24 protein-coding genes are annotated in these 24,356 nt (G+C 68.8%); 1 reads left to right on the top strand and 23 read right to left on the bottom strand.

The genetic code is table 11. The annotated features are described in order from the left end of the window. Window positions 1-43 precede the first annotated feature (43 nt). Window positions 44-1,414, bottom strand: coding sequence for a magnesium transporter (gene mgtE / locus N5J29_RS10050; protein WP_128989953.1), 1,371 nt, complete (start codon window positions 1,412-1,414; stop codon window positions 44-46). Window positions 1,415-1,731: 317 nt separating this feature from the next. Between mgtE and N5J29_RS10045 the strand changes: the two genes are divergently transcribed. Beyond that, entirely contained in the window at window positions 1,732-3,519 is a 1,788-nt protein-coding gene (locus tag N5J29_RS10045) for a monovalent cation:proton antiporter-2 (CPA2) family protein (protein ID WP_065181433.1), read from the top strand. An 87-nt stretch (window positions 3,520-3,606) separates the two neighbouring features. Here N5J29_RS10045 and N5J29_RS10040 read toward each other — a convergent pair whose 3' ends face one another. From N5J29_RS10040 to N5J29_RS09935, 22 genes are all read right to left on the bottom strand, one after another. Continuing rightward, a complete protein-coding gene (locus N5J29_RS10040) occupies window positions 3,607-6,951 on the bottom strand; it encodes an ankyrin repeat domain-containing protein (RefSeq protein WP_128989955.1) in 3,345 nt (1,114 codons plus the stop codon). Then, window positions 6,944-7,204 (bottom strand): YcgL domain-containing protein, encoded by a 261-nt coding sequence (locus N5J29_RS10035; protein ID WP_053518100.1) that lies wholly within the window; start codon window positions 7,202-7,204, stop codon window positions 6,944-6,946. Before N5J29_RS10035 ends, N5J29_RS10040 begins: the two co-directional genes overlap by 8 nt. Before the next feature lie 160 nt (window positions 7,205-7,364). Further along, a complete protein-coding gene (locus N5J29_RS10030) occupies window positions 7,365-7,805 on the bottom strand; it encodes a hypothetical protein (protein WP_053518098.1) in 441 nt (146 codons plus the stop codon). Between the two features lie 55 nt (window positions 7,806-7,860). Then, window positions 7,861-9,099: a beta-ketoacyl-ACP synthase gene (locus tag N5J29_RS10025; RefSeq protein ID WP_065174278.1), complete on the bottom strand. Its 1,239-nt coding sequence runs from the start codon at window positions 9,097-9,099 to the stop codon at window positions 7,861-7,863. After that, complete coding sequence (locus tag N5J29_RS10020; RefSeq protein WP_053518094.1) at window positions 9,099-9,830, bottom strand: 3-ketoacyl-ACP reductase FabG2; 732 nt, start codon at window positions 9,828-9,830, stop codon at window positions 9,099-9,101. Before N5J29_RS10020 ends, N5J29_RS10025 begins: the two co-directional genes overlap by 1 nt. Continuing rightward, window positions 9,827-10,282, bottom strand: a complete 456-nt coding sequence (locus N5J29_RS10015) for a hotdog family protein (protein WP_053518092.1) — start codon at window positions 10,280-10,282, stop codon at window positions 9,827-9,829. Before N5J29_RS10015 ends, N5J29_RS10020 begins: the two co-directional genes overlap by 4 nt. Continuing rightward, complete coding sequence (locus tag N5J29_RS10010; RefSeq protein ID WP_164150456.1) at window positions 10,279-11,463, bottom strand: beta-ketoacyl-[acyl-carrier-protein] synthase family protein; 1,185 nt, start codon at window positions 11,461-11,463, stop codon at window positions 10,279-10,281. The genes N5J29_RS10015 and N5J29_RS10010 overlap by 4 nt, the downstream gene beginning before the upstream one ends. After that, on the bottom strand, window positions 11,460-12,017 hold the full coding sequence (locus tag N5J29_RS10005) for a DUF3261 domain-containing protein (protein WP_164150454.1): 558 nt from the start codon (window positions 12,015-12,017) through the stop codon (window positions 11,460-11,462). The genes N5J29_RS10010 and N5J29_RS10005 overlap by 4 nt, the downstream gene beginning before the upstream one ends. After that, window positions 12,005-13,255, bottom strand: coding sequence for an NAD(P)/FAD-dependent oxidoreductase (locus N5J29_RS10000; protein ID WP_197572489.1), 1,251 nt, complete (start codon window positions 13,253-13,255; stop codon window positions 12,005-12,007). Before N5J29_RS10000 ends, N5J29_RS10005 begins: the two co-directional genes overlap by 13 nt. A 52-nt stretch (window positions 13,256-13,307) precedes the next feature. After that, entirely contained in the window at window positions 13,308-15,662 is a 2,355-nt protein-coding gene (locus tag N5J29_RS09995) for an MMPL family transporter (RefSeq protein ID WP_164150450.1), read from the bottom strand. Then, window positions 15,655-16,284, bottom strand: a complete 630-nt coding sequence (locus N5J29_RS09990; RefSeq protein ID WP_065174273.1) for an outer membrane lipoprotein carrier protein LolA — start codon at window positions 16,282-16,284, stop codon at window positions 15,655-15,657. The genes N5J29_RS09995 and N5J29_RS09990 overlap by 8 nt, the downstream gene beginning before the upstream one ends. After that, window positions 16,281-16,703, bottom strand: coding sequence for an acyl-CoA thioesterase (locus tag N5J29_RS09985; RefSeq protein WP_053518130.1), 423 nt, complete (start codon window positions 16,701-16,703; stop codon window positions 16,281-16,283). The genes N5J29_RS09990 and N5J29_RS09985 overlap by 4 nt, the downstream gene beginning before the upstream one ends. Further along, window positions 16,690-18,240, bottom strand: a complete 1,551-nt coding sequence (locus N5J29_RS09980) for an aromatic amino acid ammonia-lyase (RefSeq protein ID WP_065181425.1) — start codon at window positions 18,238-18,240, stop codon at window positions 16,690-16,692. Before N5J29_RS09980 ends, N5J29_RS09985 begins: the two co-directional genes overlap by 14 nt. Then, window positions 18,230-19,171 carry an acyltransferase gene (locus N5J29_RS09975; protein WP_053518078.1) on the bottom strand — a complete coding sequence of 314 codons (942 nt, stop codon included), beginning with the start codon at window positions 19,169-19,171 and terminating at the stop codon, window positions 18,230-18,232. Before N5J29_RS09975 ends, N5J29_RS09980 begins: the two co-directional genes overlap by 11 nt. A gap of 1 nt (window position 19,172) precedes the next feature. Continuing rightward, complete coding sequence (locus N5J29_RS09970; protein WP_053518077.1) at window positions 19,173-19,943, bottom strand: glycosyltransferase family 2 protein; 771 nt, start codon at window positions 19,941-19,943, stop codon at window positions 19,173-19,175. Continuing rightward, a complete protein-coding gene (locus N5J29_RS09965) occupies window positions 19,933-20,442 on the bottom strand; it encodes a hypothetical protein (RefSeq protein WP_239519736.1) in 510 nt (169 codons plus the stop codon). Before N5J29_RS09965 ends, N5J29_RS09970 begins: the two co-directional genes overlap by 11 nt. Next, window positions 20,378-21,625, bottom strand: coding sequence for an AMP-binding protein (locus tag N5J29_RS09960; RefSeq protein WP_239519735.1), 1,248 nt, complete (start codon window positions 21,623-21,625; stop codon window positions 20,378-20,380). The genes N5J29_RS09965 and N5J29_RS09960 overlap by 65 nt, the downstream gene beginning before the upstream one ends. Further along, window positions 21,618-22,169, bottom strand: coding sequence for a hypothetical protein (locus tag N5J29_RS09955; RefSeq protein ID WP_164150448.1), 552 nt, complete (start codon window positions 22,167-22,169; stop codon window positions 21,618-21,620). The genes N5J29_RS09960 and N5J29_RS09955 overlap by 8 nt, the downstream gene beginning before the upstream one ends. A gap of 22 nt (window positions 22,170-22,191) precedes the next feature. Then, window positions 22,192-22,449, bottom strand: coding sequence for an acyl carrier protein (locus N5J29_RS09950; RefSeq protein WP_053518073.1), 258 nt, complete (start codon window positions 22,447-22,449; stop codon window positions 22,192-22,194). A gap of 17 nt (window positions 22,450-22,466) precedes the next feature. After that, on the bottom strand, window positions 22,467-22,724 hold the full coding sequence (locus tag N5J29_RS09945) for a phosphopantetheine-binding protein (RefSeq protein ID WP_053518072.1): 258 nt from the start codon (window positions 22,722-22,724) through the stop codon (window positions 22,467-22,469). Then, entirely contained in the window at window positions 22,711-23,508 is a 798-nt protein-coding gene (locus N5J29_RS09940) for a lysophospholipid acyltransferase family protein (RefSeq protein WP_065181617.1), read from the bottom strand. Before N5J29_RS09940 ends, N5J29_RS09945 begins: the two co-directional genes overlap by 14 nt. Further along, window positions 23,501-24,244, bottom strand: coding sequence for a beta-ketoacyl synthase chain length factor (locus N5J29_RS09935; RefSeq protein ID WP_164150446.1), 744 nt, complete (start codon window positions 24,242-24,244; stop codon window positions 23,501-23,503). The genes N5J29_RS09940 and N5J29_RS09935 overlap by 8 nt, the downstream gene beginning before the upstream one ends. Between the last annotated feature and the right edge of the window lie 112 nt (window positions 24,245-24,356).

The raw sequence follows: 24,356 nt of genomic DNA, 5'->3' as shown, positions 1-24,356 counted from the left end.
GGCGGGGGATGCGGCGCCCCGCCGCATGCGGGGCGACAGGGCCCTACAGCAGCGTGCCGCGCAGGATCATCGCGGCGATGCTGAAATAGATCACCAGCCCGGTCACGTCGACCAGCGTGGCCACGAACGGGGCGGATGCGCTGGCCGGGTCGAATCCCAGCCGCTTGAGCACGAACGGCAGCATCGAACCCGACAATGACCCGAAGGTGACGATGCCCACCAGCGCCGCACCGATCGTGATCGCCAGCAGCACCCAGTGCTCGCCGTAGTCGTGCAGGCCACCCAGCTGCCAGATGACGATGCGGACGATCGCCAGGGCACCGAGAATGGCACCCAGCACCATGCCGGTCGGAATCTCGCGCAGGGCCACCTTCCACCAGTCGCGCAGGCGCAGCTCGCGCAGCGCCAGGCTGCGGATCAGCAGCGAGGTGGCCTGCGAGCCGGAGTTGCCGCCGGAACTCATGATCAACGGGATGAACAGCGTCAGCACCACCGCGCGTGCCAGTTCGTCCTCGTAGTGCTGCATGGCGCTGGCCGTCAGCATCTCGCCCAGGAACAGCACGCTCAGCCAGCCGGCGCGCTTGCGCAGCATCTCCAGGAAGCCGATCTGCATGTACGGCTTGTCCAGCGCTTCCATGCCGCCGAACTTGTGCGCGTCTTCGGTGGATTCCTCGATCAGCGCATCAAGCACGTCGTCCACGGTGACGATGCCCAGCATCCGCTGGCTGGCATCGACCACCGGAATGGCCAGCAGGTCGTGGCGACGGATCAGCCGCGCCACCTCTTCCTGGTCCATCAACGCGTCCACGGTTACTGGCGGATTGACCTGGGCCACCTCGAGGATCGACTCCTCGGGCAGGCCGGTGATCAGGCGGCGCATGGTCACCACCTGCTGCAGACGCTGGCTGACCGGGTCCAGGACGTAGATCGCGTACACGGTCTCGCGCGTGCGCTCGACCTGGCGGATGTGCTGCAGCGTCTGCGCCACCGTCCAGCTGGCCGGCACGGCGACGTACTCGGTGGTCATCAGCGCACCGGCCGTGTTTGGCGGGTAGCCGAGCAGCGTCTGGATGGCCTGGCGGGCATCGGCGCCCAGCAACGGGATCAGCCGCGCGCGCTCGTCCTCATCCAGTTCGTGAACGATGTCGGTGGCGCGGTCGTCGGCCATCAGCCCGAGCAGCGCAGCGGCCCGCGCCGGTGGCAGCGCGGCCACCAGCTCGCCGCTGCGATGCAGTTCGGGGGCTTCCAGCATCTTCACTGCACGCGGCAGCGGCAGCGCCGCCAGCGTGTCGGCAGCGCGCTGCAGCTCCAGCGTGTTGAGGAACTCCACCGCGTCGGCGGTGTTGTAGTCCGCCAGCGGTGCCGCCAATGCAGCGGCATCGGCCACTGGACGCAGCAATTGCTTCTGGTTCATCGGTTTGCCTTGTGGGGTGCGACCTCGCGCAACGCCAACGCAGGCGAACCGTCCCGATGTCAGGCGGTGGCCATCGCTGGCGTCGAACGAGGTCGACTTCTACTGTCGCTGGACATGGGTTGGGAACTCCGGGATGCGTGTGCCGGCGGCAGGCCGCCAGCGGCGGGCAGTCTGGACCTGCCGGCCGCGCAGGTCAACCCGCAGCGGCCATTGCCGCGCGTGCACGATGCGGCGCGCATAATGTCGCAGCGGCGTCCGCCGCCCCTCTCCTCCCCGCACCCACGTACGGCAGGCCTCTGCGATGACCAGGTATTCCCATGCATAGCGGCGGTCTGGAACTGGCCCTGGTCCTGCTGCTGGCGGCCGTCATCGCGGTGCCGGTGTTCAAGCGCTTCGGCTTCGGCGCGGTACTGGGCTACCTGGCCGCGGGGGTGGTGCTGGGGCCGGATGGGCTGGGCTTCGTGCAGGACGCCGACCGCATCCTCGGTGCGGCCGAGATCGGCGTGGTGATGCTGCTGTTCGTGATCGGGCTGGAACTGTCGCCGGCCCGCCTGAAGGTGATGCGGCGCTCGGTGTTCGGCGCCGGTGCCGCGCAGGTGGCGCTGTCCGGCCTGGTACTGGGCGGTCTGCTGCTGCTGGATCACTTCCAGTGGAAGAGCGCGCTGGTGGTGGGCGTGGCGCTGGCGCTGTCCTCCACTGCCGTGGGCCTGCAGCTGCTGTCCGAGCACAAGGCGATCAACAGCGACCACGGCCGGCTCGGCTTTGCCATCCTGCTGTTCCAGGACCTGATCGCGATCCCGCTGCTGGCGGCCATCCCGCTGCTGGGCGGCGTCAAGAACCAGACGCTGCGTTGGGAGGATGCCGCAGTGGCGCTGGGCGCGCTGGCCGTGGTGATCCTGTGCGGGCGGCCGGTCCTGCGCCGGCTGTTCGGTGTCATCGCCCGTACCCGCAGCCCGGAGGTATTCACCGCCACCGCCCTGCTGGTGGTGCTGGGCACGGCGTGGTTCATGCAGGAGGCCGGCCTGAGCCCCAGCCTGGGTGCGTTCCTGGCCGGCGTGCTGCTGTCCGATTCCGAGTTCCGGCACGAGCTGGAAGCGCAGATCGAGCCGTTCAAGGGCCTGCTGCTGGGCCTGTTCTTCATCGCCGTCGGCATGGGCATCGATCTCGACCGCATCGCCGCCGAGCCGTGGCTGATCGCCGCCGGCGTGGCCATCCTGCTGGTGGTCAAGTTCAGTCTGCTGTATGCCATCGGCCGCATTGCCCGGCTGGGTTCGCGGCAATCGCTGCTGCTGGGCAGCGTGCTGTGGCTGGGCGGCGAGTTCGCCTTCGTGGTGTTCAACGAGGCGCAGCGCGCGCATCTGCTGGGCAACGCCAACCACGACCGGCTGGTGGCCATTGTCGGCCTGTCGATGGCGATCACGCCGCTGCTGATGATCGCCCTGATGCGGCTGCTCGGACAGGAGAAGGTGGCCCCGCGCGCCGCGGCCGACGCCGACAAGGTCGCGCCGGACAACCGGCCGAAAGTCCTGATTGCCGGCATGGGCCGCGTCGGCCAGGTGATCGCGCGCCTGCTGACCGCACAGAAGGTGCCGTTCGTGGCACTGGAAGCGAACCCGGACACGGTGGCCGACCTGCGTCGCTTCGGCAACCAGCTCTACTATGGCGATCCGACGCGCCCGGAGATGCTGCGCGCCGCCGGTGGTGAACATATCGATGTGTTCGTGATCACCGTGGACGACCCGGAGACCAATCTGCGTGCGGTACGGATGGTGCGGCGCCTGTATCCGGAGGCGAAGGTGCTGGCACGTGCGCGCAACCGCCAGCATGCATGGCGACTGATGGACATGTCGGCCGAACCGTTCCGCGAAGTGTTCGCGACCAGCCTGGAAATGAGCGGTCGCGTGCTGACCGCGCTGGGGGTGGCACCCGATGTTGCCCAACGCCATGTGCAGCGCTTCCGCGAACACGACGAACAGCTGCTGCGCGACCAGTACCTGGTGTACGACGACGAGGCGGCCGTGATCCAGACCTCGCGCGATGCCCGCAACGACCTGATGCATCTGTTCGAGGCCGACGCGGAAAGCGACGGCGACACGCAGCGCTGACGGCGCAAGGGCTGCCGAGCATCGTCGGCATTCCGCAGGATCGGGGTCAGAGCCCTTTCCAACGGAAAGGGTTCTGACCCCCGATTCTCAGCCGTTGTCGCGCAGGAACCGGGCCATCGAGGACACGCCCGGTACGCGCGGCTCGAACTCGCCGGCAACGTCGATGAAGCCACGCATCACGGCGATCTCGCGCGGACTGCGGTTCAGGCTGTCCCGCACGTCTGGGTCGGCGCCGGCACGCAGCAGGCGCTGTACCAGCAGCGGCAGGCCGTGCAGCGCCGCCAGGTGCAGCGGGCCGAAACCACGCGGATCGCGCACGTCCAGGCTGACATCCTCTTCCAGCAGACGCTCCACCGCGGCCATCACCACCTGCTCGTCGCAGGCCGTACCCGGCTCGGCGCGCGCTCCCAGCAGCAGCAGCAGCGGTGTGACCGAACCGGCGGCGGCCTGGTCCGGTTCGGCACCGGCCAGCAGCAGCGTGTCCAGCAACGCCAGCAACCGCGGGCGGTCACGTGCGCTGAAGCCGTACAGGGCCGCGCAGTGCAGCGGGCCCAGTTGCTGCGCGTCTCCGGCGTGTACATCGGCACCTGCGGTCAGCAGGCGCGCGACGATGTCCGGCAGGCCCAGCGCGGAGGCCAGCATCAGCACGGTCACTCCCCCCGGCAGCCGGTGTTCGAGCTTGGCACCGGCATCGAGCAGGGCCGACACGATCTCGACCTGGCGCATGCTGACCGCGGCCGACAACGGCGTTGCGCCGCTGGCCGCTGCGTGCTGCGGATCGGCGCCCCGTGCCAGCAGCAGGTCGGTCACCGCCAGGTGGCCGCCGCCGGCTGCACGCAGCAGCGCCGTGCAGCCCTGCGCATCCACGGCATCAACGGCGAACCCCAGATCGATCAGGCGACGCACCGCATCGACATCGCCGGCCATCGCCGCAGAGGGCAGGTCGGCATCGCGCAGGGTACGGCGTGGCAGTGGCCACACCCGCCAGTCCAGCCAGTCGGCCAGATCACGACGACCACTCGACAGCGCCACACCCAGGGGGGTCTGGCCATCAGCGGCGCGTGCCTCCGGCGAGGCGCCGTGCTGTACCAGCAGCTTCAGCGCACCTTCCCGGGCCAGCGCGGTCGCCAGGTGCAGGGCGGTCATGCCATGGCTGTCGCGCGCCTCACGGTCGACACCAGTCTTGAGCAGGGCCTGCTGCAGGCGCAGCCAGCCCAGGCGCACCGCCAACGACAGCGGCGGATCGCCTGCCGGCGATGCGGCGAACGGATCAGCACCCCGCTCCAGCAGTTCCAGCGCCAGCTGTTCCAGTCCGCGGGCCGCCTGATCGTGCTGCGCGCAGGCGGCCAGGAAACGGGCCAGGCCGCCGCGGCCGGCGGGCGACAGGCCATGCTGCAGCATGACCTGCAGCGCCGGCACCGCATCGACGCCGCGCGACAGCAGCGCGAACATCGGCGTGTCGGCGCAGGCATCTCGCACATAGGGGTCGGCACCATGGGCCAGCAGCCAATCCACGGCACGCGGCTCCAGCGCCAGCTCCGGATCCAGCAGCAGGCTGCCCAGCTCCTGCGGCTGGCACAGCCTGGCCAGGGCGGCCATGCCATCGGTGTTGCCGAAGCCCAGTGCTTCACGCAGCAGGGTCAGCGGCGGCCGATCAGGCAGCAGGCCACTGGCGCTGGCGGCCTCACCGCGCTCGGCCAGGCCATCGCTGACCGCCGCAGGCAGCGGATAGGACGGATCAAGCAGCGCGACGATGGCCCAGCGACCGGCTTCGGCCGCGTAGTCGACCGCACGCCGACCGACCGGATCGGCCGCATCGGCGGTGATGCCCAGTTCGACCAGGCGCTTGACCAGCAGGGGCGAAACCGTATCGGCCATGGCCGCCAGCTGCACCGCGTTGCGGCCCTCGCCATCGACGGCCACCAGGTCAGGCTTGTGCGGCAGGAGGTGTTCGATGACGGCGGCGCGACCGGCACGCGCGGCCTCCAGCCACGGCGTGCGACCGAGCGCGTCGCGTGCTTCCAGGTTTGCACCGGCAGCGAGCAGCACACCGATGATTTCAACGTGGCCGGCCAGGGCCGCTTCGTGCAGTGCGCTGCGACGCTGGCGGTCGCGCGCATCCGCACGCGCCTTGTGCTTGAGCAGCAGCTGCACGCCGGCCGGATCATCGTCTTCGGTGGCGGCTGCGGCGAGCAGGACCGGCGTGCCGTCCGCCGGCTCGGTGCGGGCACCGCGTTCGAGCAGGAAGCGGGCCAGGCGCCAGTTGCCTACCTGGCAGGCCACGGCCAGCGGGGACCAGCCCTCGTGGTTGAGTGCATCCACTTCGGCCGCGGCATCGCGCAGCAGCGCGGCAACGCCGGGGTCGGAGCTTCGAGCCGCGTGGTGCAACGGCGTGTTGCCCTCGCTGTCGGTAGCGCGAGAATCGGCGCCATTGGCCAGCAGGGTCATCACGGCTTCGGGGCGACCATGCCAGCTGTCGCGGGTGGCCGCCAGCAGCGGCGTCATGCCCCGGTGCGGCGCGTTCACATCGACCCCGCGGGCAATCAGTTCACGCAGCAGGCGCAGGTCCGGCAACACCGCCGCCAGTACCGCCAGGCTGCGCTGATCACGCCAGTTCGGGTCCGGCAACGCGTGCGGGTCCGCGCCGGCCTGCAGCAGCTGCAGCGCCCGGTCGATGCGACCGTGGCGCGCCGCTTCATGCAGCGCAGGCGTCAGTTCCTGCGGGGCCATCGCCTCCAGCGGCGTGGTCTCGCTGGCAGCGGGGAACAGCGGCGCGTGTGTCGCACCGGCATCGGCCAGCGGGCCCGGGTTCACGCGCAGCGACACCAGTGGCGCCGGTGCGACCCGCTGCAGCAGCAGATGCAGCAACGGCGACCCCAGCAGCACGGTCAACGTGGCGGGCCAGCGCGCGCTTTCCGGCAGCAGCCCTGGCCATGCCGGCAACACCACCAGTGCGGCCAGCGCGATCACCAGCGCGGCCACGACAAGGCCACGCCAGGCGGTGAGGTCACGGCCGGCCAACGCTTGCCAGTGCTGCGCCAGGCTGCCATCCAGCCGCTCGACATCATTCCACAGCGGCCACGTACGCCAGGCCGCCAGCAAACCGGCACTGACCAGCACGCTCAGCCCGAGCACCGCCGCCAGGCTGCCGCTGTCGCGCAGTGCCGCCAGCGGCCAGGCCAGCAGCAGGGCCAGCAGTACCGGCGCGGCGGTCCACAGCGCCAGCAGGGCCGGCAGGTCCTGCTGCGCGATCAACTTCGGCGGCAGTACCGCACGGCTGCGCCGCCACCACGAAATGCCCAGGGCATACGCCGGCTGCGCCAGCGCAGCAAGCACCGCCCCCGGCAGGCCGCCGACGGCGGCACCCAGCGCCAGCAGGGCACCCAGGACGAAGGCGATCGACAGGGCGCGCGGACGGGAAAGCTCAGTCATTGTGGCGCGGCATCATGCTGGTCACCGACGGCGGCACCTGCAGGTAGAACCCGCGTTCGCTCATTTCGCTGCGCACCTTGGCCGGATCGGCCTGGGCGAGGCGGCGCTGCGGCTCCAGGGCCACGTCCAGGACGAAGGTGAGCGTGCCCAGCGACGCCACCAGCGGCGCAGGCAGCGCGCTGAAGTCATCGCGTCGGGGAACGTAGACGAAGGTGTCCGGCTTGAGTTGGCTTTTATAGACGTAGGCGTGCATGTCCACGGGACGATAACCCGGGAAGAGCCCTGATTGTGTCGGAAAGCCGACACCGGGGAAAGCCGTCGGCCGACGATGCCGGCAGGATCGACGGCGTTTCCCCGGCGGGGTTCAGCAATGTGGCGGCGGCGTTCAGCCTCGGCCGCCGCCACACGGATGCTTACTTGACCTTGGCGTAGGTGCCCTTCAGGGCGACGCCGGCCACGAACGTGCCCGCCCAGCACTCGTAGTTGCTCGCGCTCCTGAACTCGTTCTTCTTGTAGTAGCTGACGATGTCGACCACCGCATTGGCGCCACGCGAGCGGGCGCCGTCCTGCAGTGCGCGCAGCGCCGACAGCGCCACCCAGCGGCAGGCTTCGGCATCGCTCTTGTTGGCGGCGTTGGTCTTCCGGTTGGTGACGTCTTCACCCAGACGCTGCTGCACGCTGACCGGCTGACCGGCCAGATAGAAGCGCACGCTGCCATCGATGCCGGCATCGCGGGCGGCCTGCGAGCTGACAAGTTCCTGCAGGGACTGCTCCACTCGGGTGTCACGGGCGGAGGCCGTGGCAGTCACAGCCAGCAGAAGGGTGGCACTGGCGATCATCAGGGTGCGGCGCATCGAAACATCTCCTTGTCCGGGGTGCGTTGGGGGTGGTGCGGATGGGGTGCGGGGGTCATTCGCTCCAGCGGCGGAATACCAGCGAGGTATTGATGCCGCCGAAGGCGAAGTTGTTGCTCATCACGTACTCGGCCTGCAGATCGCGGCCGTGCCCGGTGATGAAGTCCAGCTGGCCGCAGCGCGGATCGACCTCGGCCAGGTTGAGGGTCGGCGCGAACCAGCCGGCACGCATCATCTCGATGCTCAGCCAGGCTTCGAACGCTCCGCACGCGCCGAGCATGTGCCCGACGTAGCTCTTCAGCGAGCTGATCGGCACGCGGCTGCCGAACACCTGCGCGGTGGCCTGTGTCTCGGCGATGTCGCCGTGATCGGTGGCGGTGCCGTGGGCGTTGACGTAGTCGATCCGCGCCGCGTCGAGCCCGGCGTCCTCCAGGGCCAGGCGCATGGCCTGGGCCATGGTGTCGGCGCTGGGCTGGGTGACGTGCTGGCCGTCGCTGTTGGTTCCGTAGCCGACCACCTCGGCAAGGATGGACGCACCGCGTGCGAGGGCGTGCTCCATGTCCTCCAGGATCAGCGTGCAGGCGCCCTCGCCCAGTACCAGGCCGTCGCGGCCTGCATCGAAGGGCCGCGGCGTCGACTGCGGCGCATCGTTGCGCACGCTGGTGGCGAACAGGGTGTCGAACACCGCTGCAGCAGTGGCGTCGAGCTGCTCGGCACCGCCGGCCACCATCACCGTCTGCTTGCCGCTGCGGATGGCTTCATACGCCGCTCCGACGCCCTGGCTGCCTGACGTGCAGGCGCTGGAGGTGGTGTAGACACGCCCGGACAGGCCGAAGAACACGCCGATGTTGACCGGCGCGGTATGGCTCATCATTTTCAGGTACGTGGTGGCACTGATGCCATCGGTGGTGAACTCGTTGAGCATGCGGCCGAACTCGCCGGTCGCTTCGTGGCTGCCGGAGGACGAACCGTAGGCCACGCCGGTGCGGCCGCTGCGCAGCACCGGATGCTCATGCAGGCCGGCCTCGCGCAGGGCCATCTCGGTGGCGCGCACCGACATGATCGCGACCTTGCCCATCGAGCGGGTGGTCTTGCGGTTGTAGTTCGGCGGCAGCGTGAAGTCCTGCGCGGGCGCGGCCAGCTTGGTGTTCAGGCCCGCGTAGACGTCCCATTCCGGCATGGTGCGCACTGCGTTGCGGCAGCTGCGCAGGTGCGCGTGGATGGTGGGCCAGTCGTGGCCAAGCGGACTGATGGCAGCGGCACCGGTCACCACCACGCGACGATCAGCGGCCATCAGAGCATGCCCCCGTTGACCGAGATCACCTGCCGGGTGATGTAGCCGGCCGGCTCGGACAGCAGGAACGCGACCGTTGCGGCCACCTCATCGGGATGCCCCACGCGGCCGGCCGGAATCAGCTTCAGGGCGTGTTCGACCACTTCATCGTTGAGCATTTCGGTCTCGATCAGGCCCGGGGCCACGCAGTTGACGGTGATCTGGCGGCTCGCCAGCTCCAGCGCCAGCGCCTTGGTGGCACCGATGATGCCGGCCTTGGCCGCGCTGTAGTTGACCTGGCCGCGGTTGCCGGCCAGCCCGGACACCGACGACAGGGTGACGATGCGACCGGGCCGGCGCCGCCGCACCATCGGCATGATGAGCGGATGCAGCACGTTGTAGAAGCCGTCCAGGTTGGTGTGGATGACCTGGTCCCAGTCTTCGGACGACAACGCAGGAAATGCGCCGTCGCGGGCGATGCCGGCATTGCACACCACGCCGTAGTACGCGCCGTGCGCCTCGACATCGGCCTCCAATGCGCCGCGTGCTGCATCCCGGTCGGCCACATCGAACGCCAGCACGCGGGCCTGCCGGCCCAGTGCCTGGATTTCGTCCACCACTGCCTGCGCCTCGTCCACGCGGCTGCGGCAGTGCACGGCTACATCGAACCCATCGCGCGCGACGCGCAGCGCGATGGCCCGGCCGATGCCCCGGCTGGCGCCGGTGACCAGCACGCTCCGATTCCCTGTCATGCCTGTCCACTCTCCAGATAGGCCATCGCGTCGGCAGGTTCGTACACCGACACGTTGGCGGTCGCCCATTCTTCGTCGCCTGCCAGGATCCGGCAGGCGAACATCCCCAGTCCATTGTCGCCCAACAGCTCGCAGCGCGCCTGTACGCGAAGGCGGCTGCCCACCGGAAAACCGCTGCGCTGGCTGCCATAACGGCGACTACCCAGCAGGAATCCGAGCTGCGGCCGGTTGCCGGCAGCGCGTGCACGGCAGCCGGCCCAGGCCGCGATGGCCTGCGCCATGTATTCGATGCCGATCCAGGCCGGCACCTGCCCATCCTCGACGAACAGCCCGCTCGCCGGCACGACCAGCTCGGCCTCGATGCCGTCCTCGTCCCAGTGCATGATGCGCTCCAGCAGGCACATGTCCTGCCGGTGGGGCACCACGTCTTCAATGGCATACACCGTATTCATCCGCACTCCAGTGCCAGCACGGCGTTGCTGCCGCCGAAGGCGAACGAGTTGCTCAGCACGCGCCGGGGCGGCTGCGCCAGGCAGGTGGCCGGCGCCACCAGCGGCAGCGGCGGCAGCGCCGGATCAGCGATGCCATCCCACCAGTGCGGTGGCAACTGCTGCCGGCAGTTCTCGGCAAGCACGATCCAGCACAGCGCCGCCTCGATCGCCCCCGACGCACCCAGGGTGTGGCCGGTGAGTGGCTTGGTGGAACTACAGGGAACGTCATTGCCCAGTACCTGCGCCACCGCCAGGCTTTCCATCGCATCGTTGTGGCCGGTGGCAGTGCCGTGCAGGTTCACGTAGTCGACATCGGCGGGCGACCAGCCGGCACGATGCAGCGCCTGCTGCAGGGCGTCGATGGCGCCAAGGGCCTGCGGATCCGGCGCCGACATGTGATGTGCATCGGCGGACTCGCCCCATCCGGCCAGGCATACCGGGCCAGGTTCGCGGGTCAGCAGGAACAGCGCAGCGCCCTCGCCGATGTTGATGCCGGCACGATGCTGCGAGAAGGGATTGCAGCGCACTGCCGAGACCGATTCGAGCGCATTGAAGCCTGCCACGGTGAAGCGGCACAGCGAGTCGGCCCCCCCGGCGATGACCGCATCGACGGTGCCGGCACGCAGCATCCGCGCGGCCGACATCAGCGCCTTGGCACTGGACGAACAGGCAGTGGACAGGGTCCACGCCGGGCCCTGTGCGCCGCTGCGCTGACGCACGAACTGCGCGGTGGTGCCCATTTCCTGCTGTGCGTAATCGAAACCTTCAGGCCAGCAGCCCTGCTCCGCATGAGTCCGCAGTGCCTGCTCCGATTCGCCGATGCCGGAGGTGCTGGTGCCCAGCACCACCGCCACCCGATCAGCGCCATGGCGTGCAATGGCCGCGCTCACCGCAGGCGCGATCTGCGCCAGCGCGACCTCCAGCAATGCATTGTTGCGCCCGCGCAGGGATACCGGCAGGTCTTCCAGCGTCGGCAGTGGCGTGCGCACTTCACCCAGCGCCAGGGTACGCCCCGGCAGCAGGCGGTCGTTGTCGCTCAGGCCGCCCGGAGCATCGGCGAACATCGCCGATGCCACGGCGCCGCGGCCTTCGCCCAGCGCGCAGACCAGGCCGAGGTCGTTCAGGTAGATCGGTGTATTCATCGCGCCTGCCCGGCCATGTCGATCGATTCGATGCGCAGGGCGTAACCCTCGGCACGGTTCTCCAGCTGGACGCTGCCATCGTCCAGGCGCCGCAGCTGCAGCCAGACCGTACCGCTGCGGGACAGGCTGCGCTGGCGGCCGTCATCGCTGACCTCCCAGCCCGCCGGCAATGCCGCAGCGATCGCCGCGGTCGGCCACAACGCGAACTGCAGGTCATCCAGTACGCGTTCGGCACGCACCTGCGGCGGCAACCACGGCGCACGCTGCTGGGTCAGTTGCCGGCCATCCCACTGCAGGCGCACGCCGGTCTGGCCCATGGCCTGCACCGCCAGCCGCACCTGCTGTGCGTCGGCTTCGAGCAGCGCATCGAGATCGCGCTCATGGCTGCCGAACCGGAAATGCAGCTGCTGCTGCAGTGCCAGCGGCGCTGGCAGGCTGGCCGGCGACAGCCGCAGCGGTGGCAGCTGCACCTGCGGGCGTGGCATGCGCCCGGTACAGGCAACCAGCAGCAGGCACAGCAGCACTGCAGCGGAAAGGGCCATCAGGCGCCGCACAGTTCCTCCAGCACGCGCATGCGACGGCCGCTGGGGTCGGCCACGTAGGGGTTGTTGGTGTCCCAGGCGTATCCGGCCAGGATGGAACTGATCATGTCGCGCACGTCCGGCTGCGGGTCGGGGTGGTAGATGATCTTCTGGAAGCCGCCCTGGTACCAGCTTTCGACGAAACGACGGAAGGTTCTCACGCCGGCGCGCAGCGGAACGGAGAACTCGGCCTCCCAGTCCACGGCCTGCCCGGCATAACGGCGCGCCAGGCACTCACTGGCCAGCTGCGCCGATTTGAAGGCAATGGTCACGCCCGAGGAGAACACCGGGTCGAGGAACTCGCCAGCGTTGCCAAGCAGCGCATAGCCCGGGCCCCACAGCGAACGGACATTGGCCGAATAGCCCGTGATGCGGCGTACCGGCAGCACCGCCCATTCGGCATTGGCCAGCAGGCGGGTCAGGTTCGGATCCTCGCCGACGATGGCCTGCAGCTTCTGCAGGTCGTCGCCTTCGTAGCGATCAAAGAACGAGGGCTCGGCCACCACGCCCAGCGAGCAGCAGCCGTTGGAGAACGGGATCGTCCAGTACCAGACGTCGATGTGCTCGGGGTGGGTCGTGATGAGGATCTTGTTGCGGTCGAAGTCCGCTTCGGCCGGAATGTTGTCACGCACGTGGCAGAAGATCGCGCCACGCACCGGGAAGTTGGAGGGTGACTCCAGATCCAGCAGGCGCGGCAGCAACCGCGCGAAGCCGGAGGCGTCGAGGATGAAATCGGCCTCGATGCGGTACTCACTGCCATCGGGACGGCGCACGTTGACGGCAGGCTGCTCGCCCGGCTCGACCGACAGCACCTCGTCGCCGAAACGCAGCGTGGTACCCATCCGCTCGGCGCCCCGCGCCAGCACGTTGTCGAAGTCGGCGCGCTGCACCTGGTAGGTGGTGCCCCAGCCGGGCGAGAACTTCTTCCTGAAGTCGAATGCGGTACGCGCCTGGCCATGCACGAAGGCCGCGCCATTCTTGTGCTGGAAGCCGGCTTCGACCACATCCTGCAACAGGCCTGCCGCTTCGATGTACTCCATGCTCTGCGGCAGCAGGCTTTCACCGATGGAGAAACGCGGGAACTGCTGGCGTTCGATCATCAACACCTGGCGACCCTGCCGGCGCAGCATCGCAGCAGCAACGGAACCGGCCGGTCCGGCGCCGATGATCAGGATTTCGGTGCGTTCGACAGCATCCACAGCAGTACTCATCGGGGCGTCCTTGTTGCTCGATAGAGGGAAAGAAGAGAAGCGGAAGGCGGACTCAGGCCGCCGGCAGATCATGCGGCGGCGGCCGGAACAGCGGCGAGATCAGCCAGACCAGCCCGATACCGAACAGCAGGGTCAGGCCGAACGCGCGCAGCGCCGGAGTCTGCGACAGGCCCAGCAGGCCGAACGACAGCCAGGTACTGGCCGCACCCACGCACACCGCCAGCCATGCACTGGCGTCGCCACGATGCTCGATCAGGAAGATGCCATAGTCGATGCCCATGCCCAGCAGCAGCATCAGCGCCAGCACGTTGAACAGCTGCAGCGGCTGGCCGAACAGGCCCAGCAGGCCCAGGGTCAGCGCACCGGCGATCAGGGTCGGGGCGAACACGCGCCAGGCCTGGCGGCGATAGCGCAGCCACAGCGCGCCGAACACCAGTGCGATGCCGACCAGCAGCAGCCCGCCCATCAGCTTGCGGTAGTGGCCCAGCAGCGTGGAGAAATCGGAGGTTCGGTCCACCCAGCGCACGCCGGGCAGGCCTTCGGCGGCACGTTCCAGCGTGGCCAGAGCATCGGCACGCGACAGGTCATCGACCATCACCACGCTGATCATCTGCCCACCGACCTTGCCCACCCACAGGTGGCGGAACGGCTGCGAGGCTGGCGAGGCCAGGAAGGCGTCGGCGGTGAGCGGCGCTGCGGCAAACTGCGGTCGCTGCAGCGGCTCGCCCACGGCTTCAGACACAGCCGACAGCACGCCGGGCTCCACCTTCGCGGTCAGCGCAGCATCGGCCTGCTGCCGGGCCGGTGATGGCAGCCAGTCACTGATTGCGCGGTAGCCACCAATGCGCTTGTCATCGGCCAGTACGCGCAAGCGTTCGGTCAACGCCTCTTCGCGCTGCAACAGCTGGGCGGCATCGCTGCCCTGCACCAGGTAGAACTGTGCCGGGCTGGGCATGCCCAGCAGCTGGCTCAGGCGGATCTGCTGGGCCATCAGCGCCGGTGGAGACGACTGCAGGCTGCGCAGGTCGTCGTTGCTCTGCAGGCGCGCGATGCCCACCGCGGACAACGCCAGCGCGGCCACCACGAAGATCGCCACCGGGCGCCGGCCGTGCAGGCGCGGGAAACGTTCCAGCGTATTGCCCAGCCAGTGCGAGAAGCGGGTCTGGCGGATCTCGCCACCGTCGAGCCACGGGAACCAGAAGATCACCGTGAGGAACGCTGCTGCCAGGCCCACCAGCGAGAACAGCGCCATCTGGCGAAGGCCCGGGAATGGGGCCAGGCCCAACGCGAGGTAGGCCAGCGCACTGGTCAACAGCGCCAGCCACAGGCCGGGCAGCAGATGCCGCAGCAGCTTCCAGCGACGGTCGGCCGGTTCGGCCTGGCGCGACGCAAACCAGTGGATGCCGTAGTCCTCCGCTACACCCACCAGCGATGCACCGAACACCAGGGTCAGCACATGCACTTTGCCGAACACCAGCACGGTCACCGCCAGCGCCACGCCGCAACCGATCAGCAGCGACGCGGCCACCAGCAGGATCGGCCGCAGCGAACGGAACGCCAGCCACACCAGCAGCAGTACCGCGGCCAGCGAGCCCCAACCGATGGTGTTGATCTCGCGGTTGGCCTGCACCGCAGCGGCTTCGGCGTGCAGCGGCACGCCGGCATGCAGGATTTCCAGCTCAGGCGCTGCGGCCCTGGCCGCCTTCCCGGCACGCTCCAGCAGGCCATCAAGATGGTGCTCGCCATCGAGCTGGAACGCCGAACCCGGCGTATCGAACTGCAGCGCCGCCCAATGCTTGCCCTCGGCTTCAAGCAGGCCATCATCACCCAGCCGCAAGCCCGAACCCTGCGCCTGCTGCTGCCACCACTGCGGCCACAACGACAGCGGATCCTGCCGCCATTCGGTGAGCCGCGGCGCACCCATCGGCCCGTACAGCGCGGCGAGTGCCTGTTCGGCCAGCGCACCGGTTTCCGTGCTCTGCAGCTGGTCACGCTGGGCCGGGGTCAGCAGGCGGTCGCGATACGGCGCGTAGAACGCACGCGCCTCGTCGAACCAGCCTTCAATGGACCCACTGGGCACCAGCAAAGCGCTCTCGGCATCTCCAGCCATGGCCGCAGCGAACGCGGCCTGCGCCCGCTTGGCGGCGGCGCCATCCTGGCTGCCGAGCAGCACCACCACCTGCCGCGAACTGCCATCGGCGATGCGCCGGGTGACATCGCTCAACAGGCGGTCATGTGCATCCTGCGGCAACAGCGCGAGGATGTCGGTATCGATCCGCGACTCCTGGCTCCACAGTCGCCACTGCTGCACGCCCAGTACCAGCAGCAACACCAGCCAGGCGATGCCCAGCCAATGCCACCAACGCCGCAACCGGTCCGGTGCGTTCAACGCCACGGCGTCACTCAAAGCGGCGCGCCTCGTCGGGGTTCAGCGTGGCGGGGGCTTCACTCAACGCGCTGAACTGGATCTGCGTGCGGTCCTTGTTCGCCTCGACGATCTCGACCTGGCGCACATAGCGGTCACCCTGCAGCGTCAGCGACTCGAAGGCCTTGGCCAGCATCGCCGACTTCGGTGTCAAACGCAGGCGCCAGCCCTGCCCTTCACGGCTGGCCGCCACGTTGAACTGGCCGGAGAGTGCCTGCACGTCGCCACTCATCAGCGCGAACATGATCGCATTCACCGAGCGCATCGCCGGCTGCTGCCGTGCATCGAGTTCAACGCGGGTGCTGCCATCGCGCTGGCGGCTGAGGATGCGGTCGGCGGTGACCACCACCTCGGAGGGGAACGGCGTGAGCGTGGTCCAGATCACACCGTGCTGGCGCGCGACCACGAACCGGCCGTGCGAGCGCAGCGGATTCCTGAAGCCACTGACCTGCTTTTCCTGGCTGAACTGGCCACGCAGCACCTCCGGACGCGCCACCGCCTGGGTGATCGCGTCGACGGCAGGATCGGCTGCCTGTACACGCGGTGCGGCCACCAGCAGCAGCGCGCACAGCAGCACGCCTGGAAGACGGGCGAGCATGTTCATGGCGCGGGCACTCCCAGACGTTCCCACAGTACCGGCGGGCATTGGTACAGCATCTCCTTGCTGGCGGCATCCACCGCGACCTGGATGGTCATGGCCCGGGTGGCCACCTGGCCGCTCTCCGCATCCAGAATCTCGTAGTCGATCTTCAGCCGGTTCTCCCATTCGACGATGCGTGCACGCACCAGCAGCCGCTGGTTGAACAGCAGCGGTCGCACGTATTTCACGCGCGCATCGACCACCGGCCACAGGTAGCCCGATGCGAGCATCTGCGGGTAGTCGTAGTCGTGGCGCTGCAGCAGCGCACACCGGGCAATCTCCAGATACTTGAAGTAGTTGCCATGCCAGACCACGTTCATCGGATCGCAGTCGTGGAAGGCGGGGCGCAGCTCGATTTCACAGACCAGGTCATTCACCGGAATACAGTTCCCAACGTTGCGCGCGGATCTCCACCAGCAGCTCCCGCAGTTCGCGATCCAGCGCGCGGTCTTCCTCGACCAGCGCGATGCGCTGCCCCAGGTCCACATACATGTCGGCCAGACTGCCATGCAGCTGCGCGTTCAGGCCAACCCGCTCGCGCAGTGCCAGGCCCTGGCGGGCGGCGATCAGCATCGCCGCCACCACCTGTTCAGTCAGTTCGATCACACGCAGGCAGTCGCGCGCGGCGATGGTGCCCATGCTGACCTTGTCCTGGTTGTGGCATTCGGTCGAGCGCGAGAACACACTGGCCGGAAGGGTCTGCTTCAACGCTTCGGCGGTCCACGCCGAGACGCTGATCTGCAGTGCCTTCAGCCCGTGGTTGATTGCTGCCCGCGGGCCGGTAGCCGCCGACAGATTGGCGGGCAGGCCGTGGTTGTATCGCGCATCCACCACCAGCGCCAGCTGCCGGTCGAGCAGGTCGGCAAGGTTGGCCACGGTGTTCTTCAGCGTGTCCATTGCCAGTGCGATATGGCCGCCGTAGAAGTGGCCGCCGTGCAGGATGCGCTCGCCGTCGGCATCGATCAGCGGGTTGTCGTTGGCGCTGTTCAGCTCGGTTTCGATCAGCTGCCGCAGGAAGGGCAGGCTGTCTTCCAGCACGCCGATCACGTGCGGGGCGCACCGCAGCGAGTAACGATCCTGCAGGCGCTGTTCGTTGCGCGGCGGCCGTTCGCTGTGCAGGTCGCGGCGCAGCCGTGCGGCGATGCGGGCCTGGCCCGGATGCGGCTTGGCCGCGAACAGGGTCTCGTCGAAATGGTGCGCGTTGCCGTCGCTGGCCAGCACGTTGAATGCGGTCAGGCGGGTGGCCAGGCGCGCCAGGTAGTCGGCACGCTGCCAGGCCAGGCAGGCCAGGCCGGTCATCACCGCAGTGCCGTTCATGATCGCAAGGCCTTCCTTCGGCCGCAGCTTCAGCGGGACCATGCCGATGCTCGCCAGTACTCCGGCAGCCGGTTGCACGCGGCCATCGTGCAGGACCTCGCGCTCGCCGCACAGCACCGCCGCCACGTATGACAGCGGCGTCAGGTCACCGCTGGCGCCGACCGATCCCTCCGCCGGGATCATCGGCAGCACGTCATGCCGCAACAGTGTGGCCAGGCCTTCCAGCAGGGCTACGCTGACACCGGACATGCCACGCACCAGCGACGCCAGACGGGCAGCCAGCACTGCGCGGGTCTCGGCCGGGTCCAGGTAACGGCCCAGTCCGCAGCCATGGTAGGTGTACAGGTGGTGCGGCAACTCGGCCACCAGCGCCGGCGGGATGTTCACCGTGCACGAATCGCCGTAGCCGGTCGTCACGCCGTAGATCACCCCGTCCTCGCGCAGCAGGCGGTCGAGAAAATCGGCACCGCGCTGGATGTGGGCACGGAAGGCCGGGGCCTCGCTCAGTGCGGCCTCGCACTGGCGATGGGCCAGCGCCACCACGTCTTCGATGGTCAACGGTGCGTCGCCAAAGCGGCACACGGGTACGGCGTCAGTCGTCATGCGGAGCCTGATCCCAGAAGGGGAAGAAATTGAACCAGTCCAGCGGGGACTGGATGACCTGCAGTTCGAGCCACTGCGCGAAACGCTGCGCCTGCCCTGCCAGCGCCGCGTCCCGCGAGCCACGCGGCAGCACGATGCGATCGGCGAACTGCTCGAAGGCGACCCGGTACCCCTGGCCTTCATGCAGGCAGGCCATGGTGTACACCGGGCAGCCCAGTGCCGCCGCCAGCACGTAGGCACCGATGGGGAACGGGGCACGGTGGCCGAGAAAATCCGCGGTGACGCTGCGTCCACCCTGCACTGGCGTGCGGTCGCCGACGATGGCCACGAAGCCACCGGCAGCCACGCGCTCGGACAGCATCATCGCCGTGGCCGGCCCCATCGCGGTGACCTGCACCAGTTCCACCGTTGCCAGCGGGTCCAACCGCTGCAGCAGGCGATTGAAGCGCTGCGCGTGCGCGGTGTGCACCAGCACGGTGATGCGGAACCCCGGCACCTGTTCGGCCAGCACCTGGCACAACTCCAGGCAGCCGATGTGGGCGGTCAGGATCAGCCCGCCTTCGCGGCGTGCGATCCTGTCCAGCACCAGATCGCGCCGCAGCTGGATGCGCTCGGGCGGATAGCGTCCGCCCAGGCCGAGGATCTTGTCCAGCAGGGTGTCGGCGAACGCGAAGAAATGGCGCAGGCTGTCGCGCCGCGTCGGCTCGCGGCCCAGCGCGCCACTGTGTGCCTGCAAGCGCTGTAGATACTGCAGTGATGCCTGCCGGGCCACACGGTTGCCCAGCCAGTGGCAGAGCACCACCGGCCACACGCACAGGCGGAACGGCCAGCGCCCGAACCACCGATGCACCCAGCACAGGAACAACACGCCGGCCACCGATGTGGATTCACCGATGTCGGCCCAGTGCGGCGCACCTTGGGGGGCGGCCATCTCAGCCCTGCCCCTGCAGGCGGCGCCAGAGCAGGCGCGGTGCGCGCCGGAGCATGCCGAAGAACAGGCGCGCATGCATGCGGCTGATGCGTACGTTGTCGCGCCACACATCGAAATGCGAGACACCGTCTGCCGGATAGGTCACCCGCGTCGCCAGATGTTCCACCGGCACCTGCCGCCAGTACAGCCGCACCATCACTTCGGTATCGAAATCCATGCGCCGGCCGATGGTCTCTTCGCCCATCAGGCGCAGCACCGGAGGCAGTGGATAGACACGGAAACCGCACATGGTGTCGCGCAGATGCAGCGACAGCGTGTTGATCCAGACCCAGACATGCGTTGCGTAGCGACCGTACAGGCGGGCCTTGGGCACACTGGCATCGTAGGCGGGAATGCCGCAGATCACCGCGTCCTGCCGCGCACGCGCGGCCGCGATGAAGCGCGGCAGGTCGCCGGTGTCATGCTGGCCGTCGGCATCGATCTGCAGCACGTGGCTGCAGCCCCGCCTTGCGGCCTCGGCGAAGCCCGCCAGCATCGCCCCACCCTTGCCCTGGTTGACCGGCAGACGCAGCAGATCGACCCCTTCACGCTGTGCCAGCGCCTGCAGCACCGAAGCACATGATGCATGCGAGCCATCGTCCACAAGCAGGCAGGGCAGGCCAGCGCGCTGCACGCCATCGACCACCGCGGCGACAGCATGTTCGTGGTCGTAGACGGGAATCACCACCAGTGGCGCGAACGCGGCACCGGCATCGGCCGGATCACTGCGCATCGGCGAAGACCATCCTGCCACTGGCGTGTACGCCATGCACGGAGGCATAGCGGAAGACCAGCACGTTGCGTGCGGTATCCCAGTCCAGATGCAGCGTCAGCTCGTCACCCGGACGCGCCACATGCTGGAACTTCACCGCATCCATGCGCACGAACCCCTCCGGCATCGCAAAGGCCTGCCGGGCAAAGCGCACCGCCCAGTCCACCTGGGCCACGCCGGGCAGGATCGCGGCCTGCGGGAAATGCCCCTGGAACGGGCGCAGCGCCGGGTCCAGGGTCATGCGCAGGGTAGCGCTGGCCGCCTCGCGCCGATCCCATACCGGCACCGGCATCGACGGCTGGAACAAGGCCACCAGCGCGGCCTGGGTCACCTTGCCCTGCGCATTCACCGGCAGCGTGGGTACCAGCCGCCAGCGGCGCGGACGGGTCACGGCGTCATGGCTCTGTGCCAGGCGCGCGGCCAGCCGCTGGCCCAGCGCGCGGCGCGCGGCGCGCGGCATCATCGGCATCAAGCAGTGCCGCATCGGCCGGCACCACCACGGCCGCCAGCTGCTCGCGCTGGCCGGGCAGCACCAGCACGCGCACGTCATCGACGTCTGCGTCGTCGCGCAACGCACGTTCCAGCGCATCGAGCGAAACGCGGCGCTCTTCGATCTTGACGATGCGGTCGGCGCGGCCGAGCAGGCGGAAGCAACCCTCGGCCAGCGCTTCCACCCGATCCTGCGTGCACCACCAGTCGCGGCTCTGCAGATGGGGTGAAGCCACCGCCAGGCAGCCTCCCTCGATTCTCCACTGCACCCCCGGAAGCGGCTGCCAGGGCGGAAGATCGGTATCCCAGCGACGCCAGGCGATGCCGCCGGTCTCGCTGCTGCCGTAGACCTCGGTCGGTGCGACTGCCATCCATTGCCGCACCTGCCGCGCTGCCTCTTCCGGCAGCGGGCCGCCAGAGGAGAACACAGCGCGCAGGTGGCCCTGCAGGCTGGCCCAATCCAGCTGCGCAGGCAGGCGCTTGAGGTGCGCCGGGGTCGCCACCAGCACCGTCTGCGTGCCCGCCAGCGCAGCGACCAGATCCTCATGGAAGAACCGCCGCGGATGGATCAGGCGACCGGCGGCCAGCGGCCACAGCACGCGGAACAGCAGGCCGTAGATGTGCTGGTGCGACACCGTGCCATGCACCTGCGCGCCTTCCAGCTGTGCGCCGAACGCGGCCTGCAACGCATCGACCTCGCGCGCCAGCTGGTCCAGGCGCTTGTCGATCGCAGTGGGTTCGCCGGTGCTGCCCGACGTGAACACGCACAGCTCGCAGGCATGCTCGTCCAACGCATCCAGCTCGACCTGCGCACCGGCGGCCGCCATCATCAGTGGCCGGTAATCACGGGAAACGTCACCGGCAAAACCGCTCACCTGCGGCTGCAGGGCCTGCAGCGTGGCGGGCAGGTTGTCGGCGGCCAGGAACACCCGCTTGCCGGCGTGCCAGGCACCGAACAGCGCCTCGGCGAACGACACGGCATCATCGAAGTACAGCGCCCAGTCACGGCCGTCAGTGGCGGCAAACGCCGTACGCCAGGCCACTACGCGCTGGCGGAATTGCTGATGGTCGACCACTTCGCCATCGCGGATGCCGACAGCACGCTGCGGCCGCGCATCCCGCAGCAGCCGGTCCAGGGCAATCCACTCAGCCATGGGCGTGCGCCGCCTTCACCCGTCGCCGCACCAGCCATTCGCCTGCGAACAATACGCCCATCATCACGTACGCCAACAATCCGTTGTAGAGCATCCAGACCCGATCCGATGCGTACAGCGCGGTGAGCAGGGCCAGACTGCCGTTGAGAACGAAGAAGCCGCACCACACCTGGGTGACGCGGCGGGTATAGGCCACCGCGAACGGTGGCAGGTCCGGCTCCTGCAGCCGCGCCAGGCGCTCCACCAGCGGCGGCCCGAACCGCAGGCTGATGGCGAACACGCACAGCATCACCACGTTCACCAGCGCCGGGTACAGCTTCAGCGGCAGCGCCTGGTTGAGCACGGTGGCCAGCACCGCCAGCAGTCCGGTACCGGCTGCAGCCGCCCACCACAGCGGCTGGCGCGTGCTCAGGGCACGCAGCAATGCCAGGGTGAACAGCAGCAGTGCCAGCCAGCGCGGCTCGAAGCGGTCCATCGCCAGGTAGACGAGCAGCGGGTAGGCCAGCGAAATCGCCGCCACCACGACCGTACGCGCGCGTGCCAAGGCGGAGCCGCCCGCGCTGCGGTCAGGCTGCTGCCTGGTCCGGCAGCAGCCGGTGCACGACATCCACGATGTCCTGCACGGTGCGCACGGCCTTGAACGCTTCCGGCTGCAGGTTGCGGCCGAGCAGCGGCTTGAGCTGCACGATCAGGTCGACCGCATCGATGCTGTCGATGTCCAGGTCGTCATAGAGACGTGCCTCGGGGGTGATCCGGGCCGGTTCGATCTCGAAGCTGTCGGTCAGGATGTTGACGATGCGTTCGAACAGTTCATTCTTGGTCATGGCAGCTCCTGGCGCCGTTACGACTGGCGGGCGGCGACGAACTCGCCGAGCGCGCGCACGCTGGAGAAATGGCGCCGGGTCTCTTCCGAGTCGGACGACAGGCTCACACCGTACTTCTTCTGCAGCGCCAGGCCCAGTTCCAGAGCGTCGATCGAATCCAGGCCCAGGCCCTCGACGAACAGCGGCGCGGTCGGATCGATGTCCTCCGGCGTGATGTCCTCCAGTGAAAGCGAGGAAATGATCAATTCCTTGATCTCGTGCTCAAGTGCTTGCACGGGTCGAATCTCCAGACAGGTCGAAATAACGAGAAAGGTGCTCGGTGACGCGGCGTGCTGCCAAGGCATCCCCCCTTGGCGCGTCGTCTTCGGCCAGGAATGGCGCGATCGGGATATCTTCGCCGATCTGCAGCCGAACGTGAAAGCGACGTGAGGGCACACGATACCATTTCTGCCCTTTGCTCAGGGTTGGCGGGGTACAGGTGATCCGCACCGGCGTGATGTCCAGCCGGCCGCGGACGGCGATATTGGCGGCCCCACGCTGAAGCCTCGGCGACTGGCCGGGCACGCTGCGGGTCCCTTCCGGGAAGATGACCAGGCTGCCGCCGGCCCGTACCGCGGCCACGCAGTCATCGACCAGGCCGGCCCCGTCGTCATTGGAAATGTAGCCGGCGGCCCGGACCGGGCCCCGCATGAACGGGTTGCGGGCCACCGCCCGTTTGACCACGCAGTCGGCATTGGGCAGCAGCGAGACCAAGCAGACCACGTCGATCAGGGTGGGGTGGTTGGCCAGGACCAGCAGGCCGTCGCGCTGCAGGCGCTCGCGCCCTTCGATCTCATAGGTCATCACCCCGAGCCCGCGCATCAGCCGCAGGTGGCTGGCGAACGCCACCTGCACCACGCGGCGGGCGCGACGGCGGCGGGCCACCGGATCACGCATCAGCAGCAGGATCGGCATCACCACGGCACCCAGCAGCAGGCCGCCGATGCCGAACGCAGCAAAACTCAGGCCGGTGCCCACCACCCGCCAGGCAAGATCGAGGCGGCGCAGCGCCTCAGCCACGGCGGCTCCAGCGCCAGCGCTGGCCATTGGCAACGTGTTCCAGCGCCGGCGCGCCCGCGAGCAGGAAGCGGTGCAGGTCCAACGCGTGCGGCAACAGGCCGGGCGCGGCGGTAACCGGGGCCGGCGCGCCATCCCACTGCAGCGACAGCGTCGGCAGCGCCTGTGTCGGCGCCACCACACGCCAGCACCAAGCGAAGAACGGGTCGGGTTCGTCGGCGAACGTCGCGTAAACTTCGGGCAACGGCGACTCGTAGACCACCACCCGCACTTCGCGGGCGCCATCGGCCAGCAGACCGGCGGCCTCCAGGCAGGCGGCCTCCACCGTCGCCTGGCCGGCAGCCAGCGCCAGATAGTTGCCGCGATGGCCACGAGCGATCGAGTACAGCGCAGCGATCGCGTTATGGACCGACAGGCCGAATCCGGTGGGCGACAGGGGCTGCTCGTTCACCAGCGCCCCGAGCAGGTCCATCGAGCGCGCCACATCACCATGGCGGCTGGCAAACACCAGCGGTACCTGGCTGTCGGCCCCGTGGCCATCCTCGCACCAGCAGGCCGTCTGGATCGCCATCCGCCCCAGCCGCTCGATGCGGCGACGCTGCATCGCGGGCACCTCGGACAGCGCCGGCGTGCCCTCGCCCTGTGGCAGGAAGGGCGCGTCAGCCCAGCTCAGCCACTGGCTGCGCTCGCTCAGGCCAGGTGCCCAGGCAGCCCAGTCGACGATGGAGAATTCGATCATCTAGCGATGGTGCTTCATCAGGAGAACGATGGCACGAGCCATTATGGCGACGCGCGGCGGCCCCCCGTCCCTGCAGCCGTGCGTCCGTCCAGGACGTCGCCGGCTGCCCCCC

The organism is Stenotrophomonas sp. GD03680 (assembly GCF_029844625.1).
GTDB lineage: Bacteria > Pseudomonadota > Gammaproteobacteria > Xanthomonadales > Xanthomonadaceae > Stenotrophomonas > Stenotrophomonas maltophilia_P.
Note: the sequence above shows the minus strand (reverse complement) of the source record. Positions and strands in the feature narration are given on the sequence as shown.

Bases quoted from the DNA above. Each gene is read 5' to 3' on its own strand.
- mgtE (WP_128989953.1), bottom strand. From the start codon at position 1,414: ATGAACCAGAAGCAATTGCTGCGTCCAGTGGCCGATGCCGCTGCATTG.
- N5J29_RS10045 (WP_065181433.1), top strand. From the start codon at position 1,732: ATGCATAGCGGCGGTCTGGAACTGGCCCTGGTCCTGCTGCTGGCGGCC.
- N5J29_RS10040 (WP_128989955.1), bottom strand. From the start codon at position 6,951: ATGACTGAGCTTTCCCGTCCGCGCGCCCTGTCGATCGCCTTCGTCCTG.
- N5J29_RS10035 (WP_053518100.1), bottom strand. From the start codon at position 7,204: ATGCACGCCTACGTCTATAAAAGCCAACTCAAGCCGGACACCTTCGTC.
- N5J29_RS10030 (WP_053518098.1), bottom strand. From the start codon at position 7,805: ATGCGCCGCACCCTGATGATCGCCAGTGCCACCCTTCTGCTGGCTGTG.
- N5J29_RS10025 (WP_065174278.1), bottom strand. From the start codon at position 9,099: ATGGCCGCTGATCGTCGCGTGGTGGTGACCGGTGCCGCTGCCATCAGT.
- N5J29_RS10020 (WP_053518094.1), bottom strand. From the start codon at position 9,830: ATGACAGGGAATCGGAGCGTGCTGGTCACCGGCGCCAGCCGGGGCATC.
- N5J29_RS10015 (WP_053518092.1), bottom strand. From the start codon at position 10,282: ATGAATACGGTGTATGCCATTGAAGACGTGGTGCCCCACCGGCAGGAC.
- N5J29_RS10010 (WP_164150456.1), bottom strand. From the start codon at position 11,463: ATGAATACACCGATCTACCTGAACGACCTCGGCCTGGTCTGCGCGCTG.
- N5J29_RS10000 (WP_197572489.1), bottom strand. From the start codon at position 13,255: ATGAGTACTGCTGTGGATGCTGTCGAACGCACCGAAATCCTGATCATC.
- N5J29_RS09990 (WP_065174273.1), bottom strand. From the start codon at position 16,284: ATGAACATGCTCGCCCGTCTTCCAGGCGTGCTGCTGTGCGCGCTGCTG.
- N5J29_RS09980 (WP_065181425.1), bottom strand. From the start codon at position 18,240: ATGACGACTGACGCCGTACCCGTGTGCCGCTTTGGCGACGCACCGTTG.
- N5J29_RS09975 (WP_053518078.1), bottom strand. From the start codon at position 19,171: ATGGCCGCCCCCCAAGGTGCGCCGCACTGGGCCGACATCGGTGAATCC.
- N5J29_RS09970 (WP_053518077.1), bottom strand. From the start codon at position 19,943: ATGCGCAGTGATCCGGCCGATGCCGGTGCCGCGTTCGCGCCACTGGTG.
- N5J29_RS09965 (WP_239519736.1), bottom strand. From the start codon at position 20,442: ATGCCGCGCGCCGCGCGCCGCGCGCTGGGCCAGCGGCTGGCCGCGCGC.
- N5J29_RS09960 (WP_239519735.1), bottom strand. From the start codon at position 21,625: ATGGCTGAGTGGATTGCCCTGGACCGGCTGCTGCGGGATGCGCGGCCG.
- N5J29_RS09950 (WP_053518073.1), bottom strand. From the start codon at position 22,449: ATGACCAAGAATGAACTGTTCGAACGCATCGTCAACATCCTGACCGAC.
- N5J29_RS09935 (WP_164150446.1), bottom strand. From the start codon at position 24,244: ATGATCGAATTCTCCATCGTCGACTGGGCTGCCTGGGCACCTGGCCTG.